Annotated in this window: 5 protein-coding genes and 2 pseudogenes; 2 read left to right on the top strand and 5 right to left on the bottom strand. The window is 69.0% G+C overall.

Going from position 1 to position 13,067, the window contains the following annotated elements; translation table 11 throughout:
• Both PWF70_RS00530 and PWF70_RS00525 read left to right on the top strand, forming a co-directional pair.
• Positions 1–1,821 carry a hydantoinase B/oxoprolinase family protein gene (locus tag PWF70_RS00530; protein ID WP_035755430.1) on the top strand — a complete coding sequence of 607 codons (1,821 nt, stop codon included), beginning with the start codon at positions 1–3 and terminating at the stop codon, positions 1,819–1,821.
• A 92-nt stretch (positions 1,822–1,913) separates the two neighbouring features.
• Positions 1,914–3,128, top strand: a complete 1,215-nt coding sequence (locus tag PWF70_RS00525; RefSeq protein WP_286352806.1) for an amidase — start codon at positions 1,914–1,916, stop codon at positions 3,126–3,128.
• Here the strand turns inward: PWF70_RS00525 and PWF70_RS00520 are convergent.
• From PWF70_RS00520 to PWF70_RS24080, 5 genes and pseudogenes are all read right to left on the bottom strand, one after another.
• A complete protein-coding gene (locus tag PWF70_RS00520; RefSeq protein ID WP_035755432.1) occupies positions 3,112–3,852 on the bottom strand; it encodes a FadR/GntR family transcriptional regulator in 741 nt (246 codons plus the stop codon). The genes PWF70_RS00525 and PWF70_RS00520 overlap by 17 nt on opposite strands.
• A gap of 49 nt (positions 3,853–3,901) precedes the next feature.
• The gene (locus PWF70_RS00515) at positions 3,902–4,765 is read right to left on the bottom strand and encodes a glycosyltransferase family 2 protein (protein WP_035755434.1); all 864 of its coding nucleotides are present in this window, start codon (positions 4,763–4,765) and stop codon (positions 3,902–3,904) included.
• Positions 4,762–9,591 (bottom strand): non-ribosomal peptide synthetase, encoded by a 4,830-nt coding sequence (locus PWF70_RS00510; protein WP_286352805.1) that lies wholly within the window; start codon positions 9,589–9,591, stop codon positions 4,762–4,764. The genes PWF70_RS00515 and PWF70_RS00510 overlap by 4 nt, the downstream gene beginning before the upstream one ends.
• Positions 9,592–9,729: 138 nt before the next feature.
• A pseudogene (locus tag PWF70_RS00505) lies at positions 9,730–9,891 on the bottom strand (hypothetical protein); the annotation flags it as partial.
• A gap of 157 nt (positions 9,892–10,048) precedes the next feature.
• Positions 10,049–13,018 (bottom strand): annotated as a pseudogene (locus PWF70_RS24080) (AMP-binding protein); the annotation flags it as partial.
• Between the last annotated feature and the right edge of the window lie 49 nt (positions 13,019–13,067).

Below are 13,067 nucleotides of genomic sequence, written 5' to 3'. Positions count from 1 at the left end.
ATGGCGAAGACCCTGATGCCCACCGACGGCGTTTCCCTTGCCGCCGAGGCCAATCGGACCTGGAACACCGTCGAGGTCGATCCGATCACCCTGCGCGTCATCGGCGGTGCGTTGAACTCGATGGCCAAGGAGATGGCCCAGGTCCTCTACCGCATGGCCTACTCGAGCCTGATCCGCGAGTCCGAGGACCTCGGCGCCGGCATCTTCGACGTCAACGGTCGCGAACTGTGCGAGTCGGATTCGACTCCGATGCACTGTGGTTCGATCCCGGCCTACATCCGCGGCGTCAACCGCAAGCTCGCCGGGACGTACAAGCCCGGTGACGTGATCCTGCACAACCACCCCTATCACGGTGCGGCCCACTCCCCCGACTACGGCGTGATCATCCCGATCTTCTGGGAGGGTGAGCACATCGGCTTCGCCGGGTGTACCGGTCACGTCTCCGACATCGGCGGCAACTTCCCCGGCCTGTGCATGGACGTCGTCGACGTCTGGGCCGAGGGCAAGCTGATGGACTCCATGAAGATCTACGACGGCGGCGTCCGCAACGACATGCTGATCCAGCACATCCTGGACAACGTGCGCACTCCGGAGCAGAACCGCGGCGATCTCGAGGCTCTCATCGCGTGCTCCCGCATCGGCGAGAAGCGGTTCGTCGAACTGCTCGAGAAGTACGGCCTCGACGTGGTGATGAGTGCCGCCGACCGGTGGATGGACTACTCGGAGGAGATGCTGCGCAGCCGGATCCGGGCGATCCCCAACGGCAGCTACGAGGCGCCGATCGGTTACCTCGACGACGACGGCAAGAACCGCGGTGTCCCGCTGAAGGTCGCGGTGCGCGTGCAGGTCGAGGACGAGGATGTCCTGATCGACCTCACCGGCTCCAACGACCAGGTGCCCACGGCGTTCAACGTGCCCTTCGAGGGTTCGGTGCTGCCCGTCGCGGTGAGCGCGATCCGCACCATCCTCCTCGACGAACACCTCACCGAGGAGTTCGTCCCACAGAACGACGGTTGCTTCCGACCGGTGCGTGCCTACGCACCCGAGGGCACCATCTTCAACCCGGACTTCCCGGCATCGTGTTTCGCCCGGTTCTCCCAGGTAAACCGCATCTTCGACTCGATCAACCTGGCACTCGCGCCGGTGCTGCCCGAACGGGCGATCGCCGGCTCGTCGGCCGCCCTGTGCGCCATCGCCTACTCCGGCCTCGCCGAGGACGGCGAATCGTACTGGGTCTACATCGAGATCAACGAGGGTTCCTACGGTGCGCGCAACGGCAAGGACGGCATGGACGCCGTCGACGCCCTGATGGCGAACACCCGCAACAACCCGATCGAGGAACTCGAGCTCAACCACGCCATGCGCGCCGAGCGCTATGAGCTGCGTGACGAGTCGCCGGCTCCGGGCCAGTGGCGCGGCGGCATCGGCAGCGTGCGCACCTGGTACATGGAGACCGACACCTTCCTCGGCTCCGAGGCCGACAACCGCAGCGATCCGCCTGCGGGTGCGCTCGGCGGCGGCGACGGCGCGTCGGGATCGTTCGTCCGCAACCCCGGCACACCCGAAGAAGAGGTGCTCTTCTCCAAGGTGACCCAGGAGGTCATCCGCGAGGGCGAGCGTCTGGAGATCCGGATGCCGTCGGGTGGCGGTTTCGGTGACCCGTTCCTGCGCGACCCGTTCGCCGTGCTGTCCGACGTGTGGGACGAGTACCTCAGCGCGGAGGAGGCCCGACAGGACTACGGTGTCGTGGTGGACACCGACACCTGGACCATCGACGAGGCCGCCACCGAGGCGCTGCGCTCGGCTCGGGTGGCGTCCTGACCGGTGACTTCGGAGGGGCCGGTGACTCTGTCGCCGGCCCCTCCGGCATCTCCGGATCTTTCACCGCCGACGCGGTTTCCGTCGCCGAGCGCTTGAACACGGTCATCAGCTGGGTGCCCAAGGAGCTTCGGGTCGATCCTTCCGGGGCTCGGGGCCCTCTTGCGGGTGTCCGCGTGGGCGTGAAGGACAACATCGACGTCGGCGGGGTCCGCTCCACCTGTGGTTCGGAGTTCTTCGCCGACCGCGTGGCAGCCGACGACGCCACGTGTGTCAGTGCGCTCAAAAGCGCCGGGGCGGTGATCACCTCGACGTTGAACATGGCCGAGTTCGCGGTCGGGGTGACCAGTCAGAACTCCGCCTCGGGCGGATCGGTCAATCCCTGGGACGCCCGCCGTGTGCCCGGTGGCTCGAGCGGCGGTTCGGGTGTCGCCGTGGCCGCGGGTGTCGTCGACGTCGCACTCGGCACGGACACCGGCGGTTCGATCCGGTTGCCCGCCGCGTGCTGCGGAGTCACCGGTCTTCGACCGTCCACCGGAGTCCTGGACATGTCCGGGATCTTCCCGGTGAGTGCGGATTTCGACACCGTCGGACCGCTCGCACGTACGGCCCGACAGGTACGTGAGACGTTCGCGGTCCTCGCCGGGTCGGATGTGACCGGTGCGGACACCGAGTCGCTGAGAGTTGCGGTCCCCCATCCGTTCGTGACCGGCGACATCGACCCCGCCATCGCCGACGCCGTCACCGAGACCGTCGAACTCATCCGGCAACTGGGTCATCACATCGTGGAATGCCGCGTGCCGCACAGTGAATCGGCTCAGGATGTGGTCTACACGCTGATCTATTCGGACCTGGCGCGTGAGCACGCCGAACGGCTGCGCGACGAGCCGACCCGGTTCCAGGCGGCGACCCGCGAGCGAATCTCCCTCGGGCTGACCATCTCCGACGAACAACGGGCAGCTGCTGTACGCCAGCGGGACATGTTCCGGTCGGCGATGAGCGAGATGTTCAGCGACGTGGACGTCGTACTCACCCCGGCGATGCCGGTGGATGTGCCGCAGATCGGCGTCGGGGAGGCGGTCGTCGCACAGGCCCGCCGGATGGGACAGCTGACGTATCCGTGGTCGTTGCACGACGGTCCGACACTGGCACTGCCGGTCGGCGTGCATCCGTCCGGTATGCCCATCGGCGCACAGTTGACGGCGGCGCGTCTGCGCGAGGGGACTGTTCTCGCGCTGGCCGAGCAGGTGCAGGAGCACAGCGACTGGCATCTCCGGCTCCCGCCCGTGCGCGTCAGTTCTGACGTCTGAGCAGGTCCATCTGCTTGTAGACGTCGCCGAGGTGGTCGAGATGCCGGCGCATGAGCGTCATCGCCGTCATCGAGTCCCGGCGCTCGACCGCCTCGAGGATCGCACGGTGGTCTTCGTCGACGCACCGCCAGAACCCTTCCGGCGCGACGTCGCGGCTGAAGCGGGTGCCGATGACGCGGAACACCGGGACGGTGATGAGGTCGAGGAGAGGGTTGTCCGCCGCCCGCAGCAGGATGCGGTGAAACTCCTGGTTGTTGGCGTAGACCTCCGGACCGACACCCTCCGACAGGTCGAAGATGGTGGCGCGCAGCTCTTCCAGATGGGCGTCTGAGTGACGATAGGCGGCGACTCCGGCGGCGGGCACCTCGGTGAGCTGCCGGACCTCCATGAGCTGATCGACGGTCACTCCTTCGGCTGCGGCAAGGAGCGTCACCCCTGCCTCGAGGTGCGCACTGAGCTGGCCGATGTCGGGCGTGGCGACGAACGTACCGCCGGTCACCCCGCGAGTCGTGTGGACGAGGTTCTCGCTGGCCAGCGTGCGGATGGCCTCCCGCACGGTGCTCTGACCGACACCGAATTCGGCGCGCAGTTCGGCATCCGGGGGCAGACGAGTACCAGGAGTCAGCTCGCCGGCGAGGATCCGAACCCGAAGCGCATCGGCCACGATCTCGTACGCCGGGCGTCGTCCGGACTTGCTCACCCCGGACTGATTCGCTTCTGTCACAACACGATCCGATCTGAATGGGTTTGTCCCAAACTACCAGATCACGCGTCTACAGATAGACGACCCGGTACTTCAGGCTCCCCTTGATCCGCCCGACGAGATTCCCGGTCACCCAGACCCAGGCCCCGCGGCGGCGCCGCGACCAGCCCCACGGCCACACCGGGCAGGTCGCGAGGACCACGCCGACGTGGATCGGGAACCACCACCACTCGCGTCCGGGGGCGCCGTACTGCTTCGCGACCCGGGCCTCTTCGCTGCCGTAGTCGACGACCTGATTCCAGGACTCGCGCAGGCCGGTTCGGTAGCGGTACGCGACCATCGCCTCGGGCGCAAAGCCGAAGCTGTATCCGGCCGTCTGCACGCGCCAGCAGAACTCGACGTCGCTGCCGGCCGTCGGATAGTCCTCGTCCCACCCGCCGACAGCGTCGAACACCTCTCGCCGTACGCCGAGATTGCAGCCGAAACTCATCGGCAGGTGCCGGCCCAGGACCACCGGTTCGTCCGGGTCCGGGAGGGCTCGCCAGGCGGCGACGACCGGATCGTTGAGGGTGTCTCGTTCCAGTGGCCCGCCGATCAGGTCCGCGTCGCAGGCGGCGGTGACCATCGCGCGCAGCCACGTCGGATGCACGGCGTCGTCCTGGTCGCAGTACGCGATGAAGTCGCCACGTGCGCCCCGGGTTCCGACGTTGCGGGCGTGCGAGGTGCCCGCGATGTCGGAGGAGTCGACCCACCGCAGGTTCAATCGTTCCTTCAGCGGATGGGTGTCGAGGTGCCTGCGGAGCTGCGCACTGCCCTCGTTGTCGCTGACGATGACCTCGAAGTCGCCGGTGTGGTCCTGCGCGGCCAGGGCGTCGAGCTGAACGTCGAGGTCGGGCAGCCCCCGGTAGTAGGCGATCACGACCGACGCCGTCATGACCGTCCGCCCTTCAGCTCGGCGACGGTGGGTGCACCGTCCGGGTCGGCGGCCACGGTCTCGAGGATGACTCGCATCCGGTCGGCGATGCGCTGCGCGGTCGCCGCATCGAACAGGGCGACCGGGTACAGCAGGGTTCCGGTGAGTCCGGCCGGACCGGCGAAGTCCCGGACTTCGAGCCAGGTGAACTCCAACTCGTGCTTGGCCACGGTGTTCGGGATCGGCTCCCGGCTGATTCGCACTCCCCCCAGATCGATCTCGTTCATCCCGGCGTCGTCGGCGCCCACCTGCTGCAGGATCAGGGTCGCCGGGAACAGCGGGTGTCCCGACGACCCGGCGGGGTCACGTTCGAGCCCGAGCGCCGCCGCGAGTTCGGGCGTCGAGATGTCCGGGTGCGCCAGACCGTCCAGCAGCTGCTGGTGGACGTCGCGGGTCAGGTCGCCGAAGGCACGAGAGTCCGCGGCGTCGAGTCGCATCGGCAGGTCCTCGGCGAAGTTGCCGATGACACCGTCCAACGCGACGTGCGACCGGTTGGCGTTGGCCGTACCGACCCGCACGTCGGTGTCGCCGGCGAGGTCGGCGAGGATCACCGCGAACGCCGCTTGGAGCACGGCGAACATGCTCGACGACTGTGCCCGCGCATACCGGTCGAGCGCGTCGTGTACAGCGGCGTCGAGTCCGAATTCGACAGTCGCACCATAGGATTCCCACCGTTCAGGTCGCGGCCGGTCGGTGCGGAGGGCCGGACCGGTGCCAGGATCACGCGTACCGGTGGTGAGTCGCTCGGTCCAGTAGGCCAGCTGACGATCCCGGTCGGCGGTCAGGATCTCGGTGCGCCAGCGCGCGTAGTCGCGGAAGCGAACGCCCGGTTCGGGCAGGACCGATGCGGTGGCCTGCGGATCCGAATTCCGCGCGACGAACGCGGTCACGAGATCACGGGTCAGCGGGCCCATCGATTGCCCGTCGACGCTGAGGTGGTGCGTGACCAGGATCAACACGTGGGTTCGCGGCGGATCGAGCCGCAGCAACTGCAAGCGGAGCGGCGGACCGTTCACCACGTCGAGTTCCGCCCAGGCCAGGTCGGTGAGCACGCGCTCGAGGTCATCGGGTGCGACGTCCCGCGGCTCGAGTCCGCGACCGATGAGGTCGGCGACACCACCGGTCGGCAGGACGACGAGTTGGGACCCGTTCTCCCCCAGCACATGTCGTGTGCGGAGCGACTCGTGGCGGTCCACGACGTCGACCAGGGCCGCGTGCAACACCGCCGCGAGGGACTCGGTGTCGACGTCACCGGAGAAGCGCACGGCGACCGGCACATTCCAGTCGGCACCGGCTCCGCTGTTCACGGCCTCCCAGATCCGGCGCTGCGCCGGCGCGAGCGGCGCCGGGTCGTCGTCGTGGCCTCGGACCAGCTCCGGGACATCGACTCCGGACGGGTCGACGGCGGGAAGTGCGTCGATCTGTTCGGCGAGGTCGGCGACGTCGACCGCGTCGAACAGCATCCGCACCGGGATTCGACGCCCGAACTCGGATTCGAGGAGCGCCGCCGCCCGCGTCGCGGAGAGCGAGTTGCCACCGACGTCGAAGAAGTTGTCGCCCAGGCCGACCCGTACCGCGCCCGTGACCTCGGCGATCGTGGCGGCCACACGCTGTTGCAGCTCCGTCTGCGGCGCCTCGTAGACACGCTCGGCCGGCCTCGGTCGGGGCAGGCGAGCACGGTCGACCTTGCCGTTGTCGTTGTAGGGCAGGGCATCGAGGACATGCACCTCGGGACGTAGATAGGCCGGCAGCAACTGAGCAGACTCGCGCCGGACGACGTCGGCCTGCGCGTCATCGCCCGTGACGAAACCGACCAGCCGATCCTGCCCATCGGCACCTGCGACAGCCACGACCACCGCATCCACGACGCCGGCGCACCGCCGGAGCGCAGCCTCGATCTCGCCGGGCTCGATACGGAAACCGCGCACCTTGAGCTGGTGATCCGTGCGGCCCAGGTAGTCCAGCGATCCATCCCGGTTGCGCCGCACCAGGTCACCGGTGCGGTACATCCGCGCGCCCGAGCCGCCGGAACTGAACGGGTCGGTGGCGAACAAGACGGTGGCAAACGGATCTGGGACGAACGCGACCGAGCTCCGCGCCGTGTCGGCGTGATAACCGCGCGCCAGCTGGATTCCGCCCAGGTAGAGCTCACCGGCGACCCCGACGGGGACCGGCTGGAGGCGTGAATCCAGGACTCGGATCGTCACGGCCGGCTGGGGACAACCGATCGGTACCCGGCCGGTCGGCTGCGCTGCCACCTCGTGGCCGGTGACGCTGACTGCCGCCTCGGTGGGGCCGTACAGGTTGTGCACCACGGTTTCCGGTGCCGCCGCGCGCATCCTGCTCACGAGTTCGGCGGGCAGTTCCTCACCGATGCACAGTGCGGTGGTCAGCGTGGCCGGTGGGTCACCGGCGTCGAGGATCATGCCCAGGGCCGACGGCACGGTCGTCAGGACGGTGATCCGGTGACGGTCGAGGATGCGGAGCAGTTCAGCGCCGTCGCGTTCGGCACCCGGTTCGGCGATGACGACGCGTGCCCCCGAACCCAGGGCCCACCAGTACTCCCACACCGACAGGTCGAAGCCCGCGGAGGTCTTGATCAGCACCGTATCCCCCGCATTCATCGGGTACCGGTGCTGCATCCAGCGCAGTTGTTCGCCGACGGCCGCGTGGGACATGCTCACGCCCTTGGGGATTCCGGTGGAACCCGAGGTAAACAGCACGTAGGCGGTGGTGTCCGGGTGCGGCGCCGGGAACTCGCACGCGTCGGGGCCCTCGATGAGGTTCAGCGAGTCGACGTCCAGCAGTTCGAGATCACAGTAGGGACGCGCGCCGGGTGCATCTGGACCGACACCCAGCACGAGGACCGGATCGGCGACGTCGAGGATCATCGAGGCGCGTTCCGGCGCCGAGAGGTCCACCGGCACGTAGGCGGCGCCGACGGTGGCCACCGCATACATCGCCAACAGCTGCGGCAGTCCGCGGGGCGCGGTGATCGCCACACGGTCGTCGGGTCCGACGCCGTGATCGGCGACGATGCGTGCCAGTGCCGTGACCTGCTGCGCAAACTCGCGATACGACAGCACGCGCTCGCCGATGATCACCGCGTCGGCGTCGGGGGTGCGCTCCGCCTGGGCGTGGAAGGCCGCCGCGAGGCCCGCGCTCCGCCCCACCGCCGTCTCCGCATCGGACCGGGATGCGGTCGTCGTGAGGGACCGTTGCTCCTCTTCCGACAGCAGTGGCAGGTCCCCCACCGCCCGGCCCGGGGTGTCGACGAACGCGGTGAGGATGCGCTGGTACCGCTCGACGAACTCGGCGGCGGTCAGGGCGTCGAACAGGTCGGTGGCGTAGACCAACTGGCCGGTCAGTCCGCGAGGTCGTCCGTGGGCGTCGAAGGTGTCCGCGAGCGTGAGGTGCAGGTCGAACTCGGCGACCTCGACGCCGTCGTCGATCACCTCGACCTCGAGGCCGGGCAGGGACAGATCCATCGAGCCGATGTTCTGGAACGACAGCGCCGTTTGGAAGACCGGGTGATGCGAGGTCGATCGCGGCAGGCCGAGTTCTCCCACGATACGGTCGAACGGCACCAGCGCGTTCGAGAATGCGTGCAGTGCAGACTCTTTGGATGCCGCCACCGCTTCCTCCACGGTCGCGGAGCCGTCGATGACCGTCCGTAGTGCGAGCATGTTCACGAACATGCCGGCAACCCGATCGAGGTGCTGTTCCCCGCGGCCCGCGATCGGGGTGCCGATGACGACGTCGCGGTTGTCCCCGAGCCGGCCGAGAAGGACGGCCAGTGCGGTGTGCGCAACCATGAACGGCGTGGCGTCGAGTCGGTTGGCCGCCTGGACGATCCGCGCGTGCAGGGCTGCGTCGATCGCGAAGTCGATCCTGGCTCCGTGACCGCTCGGGTGTGATGGCCGGGGCCGGTCGAGCGGCAGGTCGACGACCGGCGGCGCTCCCCGCAGTCGTTCCTGCCATCCGTGCAGCTGTGCGTTCGCGATCCCCTCGTCGAGGACGGCCCGTTGCCAGAGCGCGTAGTCGGCGTACTGCACCGACGGCGCGCCGATCGCCGGACCCACTCCGGCGTAGTCGCCGGCCAGCTCACCGGCCAGCATCACCATCGTCAGGCCGTCGGCGCAGATGTGATGGGCGACGAGGACGAAGACGTGCTCGTCGGGTCCCGCGCCTTCGACACGCAGCAGCACGGCCCGGATGGGCGGCTGTGCCGTGACGTCGAAGGTCGTGCGGGTGATGCCCCGGATGGCGCTGTCCAGGTCGTCACGACGGGCCGTGATCTTCTCGAGAACGGTCGGCGTCGAGTCGGCAGGCAGGACGACCTGATGCGGTCCGGCTGCGCTGTCGGGGTAGATCGTCCGGAAGACCTCATGCCGGGCCAGCAGCCCGTGCAGTGCGGCTTCGAAGGCCGGGACGTCGAGTTGCCCGGTCAGGCGCAGCACGATCGGGATGTTCTCGGTAAGTGCACCGGGATCGAACCGGTTGAGGAACCACATGCGCTGCTGGGCCGGTGACAGCGGGATCTGTTGGGGCCGGGGCAGTTCACCCAGTACCGGACCGGCGCGGCGCGGCGATGCGTCGAGTCGTTCGGCGAGCGCGTGGGCGGTCGGCGCGTCGAACAGATCGCGGACCGAGACTTCCCGTCCCGAACGCGCGCGGATGCGCGCGACGGCCTGCGCACCGATGAGCGAGTTGCCGCCGGCATCGAAGAAGTCGTCGGTGGCGCCCACCTGCTCGCGGCCGAGGAGTTCGGCGAACACCTCGGTCACCAGCAGTTCGTGGGCGGTGACGGGGGCGACCTGGGCGGTGACGGAGAACGACGCGGCCGGCAGCGCGCGCAGGTCGACCTTGCCCGCAGGGGTCAGTGGGATCGCGTCGAGTTCGACGATCGCCGCGGGGATCGCGTGGCCGGGCAGCGTTTCTCGTAGATGGTCGAGCAGAACGCGCGGGTCGACAGCGTCGATTGCCGGGACGATGTGCGCGACCAGGGTGGCGTTGCCGTCCGGTCCCGACTGTGGGGAGACGACAGCCGCCCGGACCTGCGGATGGGTGCGAAGGAGCGCCTCGATCTCGCCGGTCTCGATGCGATGCCCACGGATCTTGAGTTGCTGGTCGATACGTCCTCGGTGAACCAGTGCAGGACCGTCGGATTCGGCACCCGACCGCGACCTGCACGAAGTCGCCGGTGCGGTAGCGCCGCGATCCGGGCGGACCGTCGGGGTCGGCGACGAAGGTCGCCGCGGTCAGCGCCGCACGACCGTGATACCCGCGTGCCAATCCCGTTCCGGCCAGATAGAGTTCGCCGGCCACGCCAGGTGCGCAGGGCGCCAGCGTCGTGTCGAGGACCGCGATGCGGGTGCCGGTGATGCCGCGCCCGACCGACATCGGGTCGGTGTCGGCCTCGGTCATCGGGCCGGCGAGGGTTCCCATGATGGTCGACTCGGTGGGGCCGTAGGCGTTGAAGAACTGCACGCCATGGGCGATCCAGCGCTGCGCGGTCGCCGACGAGCATGCGTCACCGCCGACGACGACGGTCCGCAGGTGCGGGAGATCGTCGGGGTCGATGGTGTCGAGCACGCCCGGGGTGAGGAAGGCATGGGTGATGCGTTCGCGGCGAAGCAGGTCGGCGAGGTCGTCGGCTCCGTAGATGTCGGGGGGCGCGACGATGGTCGTGGCACCCGCGTCGGTCGCCATCAGCAACTCGAGCACGGCGGCGTCGAAGCTCGGTGACGCGAAGTGCAGGACGCGGCTGTCCCGGTCGACGCCGTAGCAGCGCTGTTCGGTGACGAACGACGCGACACCGCGGTGCGAGACCGCCACGGCCTTGGGTCGTCCGGTGGAGCCCGACGTGTAGATCAGGTAGGCCAGCTGATCGAGGTGGCGCGGTGCCCGCAGTTCGGCGTCGGCGATCGGATGGGATGGAAGCGCGGCGAGTTCGGCGACCGTGCGATGGTCGTCGAGAATCAGGAGCTCGGCACCCCGCCGGGCCATCTGTTCGCCGGAGCTCGCCGTGGTGACGATGATCGACGCGCCGGAATCGGCGAGCATGAACGAGATCCGGTCCGCCGGATAGGCCGGGTCGACGGGGACGAACGCGGCTCCCGCCACGGCGACCGCGCGCACCGCGACAACCGACCAGTAGGACCGCGGGAGGGTCAGCGCGACAACGGTTTCCGGACCGGCACCGCGAAGGATGAGGGCTCGGCCCAGCTGGTGGGCACGTCGTGCGACCTCGTCGGCGTCGAAGTGCCGCCACTCACCTGCCTCGTCATATCCGACCAGGCGGTAGTCCGGATGGCCGATCGCTTCGGCGAAGAAGACCGGTGCCGGGGCCTCGGGGCCCGACACCGCGGCCACCATGGTCCGCTCGCGATCATCGAGAAGATCCAGGTCGCGCAGAGGTGTTGCCGGCGTCGTCGTGACGGCTGTGATCGCGCGACCGAGTCGGGTGAGGAGGTCCGCGGCGGTCGAGTTCCGGTAGACGTCCGGCCGATGGATCAGCGCGAGGTCGAGGCCGTCGTCCGCGGTCGGGGTCGCGGTGAACTCCAGGTCGAACCGGGCGACCGGGATGTCGAGGCGTACCGCACGTGCCGACGACAGGGCGCTGTCGCGCGCGGCAGCAGGATGGTCGCCGTCGACGGTCAGGGTCGCCTGGATCAGCGGGTGGCGAGACCCGCTGCGTGACAAACCGAGGTGCTCGATGATCTCCTCGACATCGAGTTCGCCGTGATCGATCGCATCGACCACGACGTCACGCGACCGCGCGACCAGCGCGTCGAAACCGGTATGCGGGTCGACGTCCAGTCGCAGCGGGACCATCGTCACGAACATGCCGACCAGGTCTGCGACGTCCGCGTCGGATCGACCGGAGGCCGGCGTGCCGATGACGATGTCGCGACCTGGGCCGGACCGGCTGAGGGTGAGGGCGAGTGCCGCGTGCAGAACTCCGAAGACGGTACTGCCGGAACGATCTGCGAGGGTGCGGATTCGGTCGGCCTCGTCGGCTCCGAGCGTCAGGTGATGGACCTCGGGTGCGCTGCCGTCGGCGTCGGCTTCCGGTGCCGACAGCGCAGGCGCGTCCTCGAGCATCGACTTCCAGTGAGCGAGATGCGCTGCCAGCTGCGAGGCCGGGTCGTCGGCGGAGCCGAGCCGGGCCGCCCGGCGGACGACATGGTCGGCGTACTGGATGGGCAGCGGCGTCCACGCGGGGGCTCCACCGCTGAGGCGTGCGGTGAACGCCTCTTCCAGGTCACGGGCGAGGACGCGCAGCGACCAGCCGTCGGCCGCGACGTGGTGGATGGCGAGCACGACGACCGTCTCGTGCTCCAGTTCCCGGACAACGATCTTCAGGGGCAGATCTGCGGTGAGGTCGACGGCCGCGGACAGGGCGACGCGGACCGCGTCCGTCTCGGGCGAAAGACACTCGGCCACCGGGGTTTCGAGAATGGCGACCGCCTTGTCGAGGTCGTAATCGCCGGGCGCGAGGATCGTCTGCCGCGGGCCGTCAGAGCTCTCGGGGTAGACGGTCCGCAAGATCTCGTGACGCTCGATCACATCACCGACGCCCGCACGCAACGCATTCCGGTCGAGGGTCAGCGGGAGCCGGACCGGCGCGACGATGAGGTACTCCGACGACGTCGGGTCGATCCGGTTGTGCAGCCACATCTGCAGCTGTGCAGGTGCCAGCGGCAGAACATCGGGACGTTCGATCGCGGTCACCGGCGCCGCGGCGTTCTGGGTGGCGTCCGCGGTGGCGGCGATGGCGGCCGCGGTCCGGCCGTCGAACACCGCGCGTACCGGAACCCGGACGCCGAGTTTCTCGGCGATGCCGGCAACGACCCGCGTTGCGACCAGGGAGTTGCCACCCGCGGCGAAGAAGTCGTCGCCGACGCCGACATGGTCGCCGAGGATGTCGCGAATGAGGGTGAGCACAACGTCTTCGGCCGGTGTCCGGGCTTCGGTCTCACCGCCGAGCGCCGCGACCGGCGCCTCTGGTGCCGGCAGGGCGCGGCGATCGACCTTGCCACTCGTCGTCGTCGGCAGTGCGTCGGACACCAGGATGTGGGTCGGCACCATGTGTTCGGGCAGGTGCGTGGCGAGGTGAGCGCGAAGCTCGGCGGAGGTGGCCGACGCGTCGTCCTCCACCACCAAGTGCGCGACGAGCCGAGTGCCGACGCGCGGGTCGTCGTGGGTCACGACGACCGCTGCCCGGACCGCGGGATGCGCCGATGCGACGGCCTCGATC

Origin of the sequence: Gordonia sp. Swx-4, assembly GCF_030316175.1 — a bacterium.
GTDB lineage: Bacteria > Actinomycetota > Actinomycetes > Mycobacteriales > Mycobacteriaceae > Gordonia > Gordonia alkanivorans.
The sequence above is the reverse complement of the archived record's forward strand: the minus strand, read 5'-3'. Positions and strand labels throughout refer to the sequence as shown.

Bases quoted from the DNA above. Each gene is read 5' to 3' on its own strand.
- PWF70_RS00530 (WP_035755430.1), top strand. From the start codon at position 1: ATGGCGAAGACCCTGATGCCCACCGACGGCGTTTCCCTTGCCGCCGAG.
- PWF70_RS00515 (WP_035755434.1), bottom strand. From the start codon at position 4,765: ATGACGGCGTCGGTCGTGATCGCCTACTACCGGGGGCTGCCCGACCTC.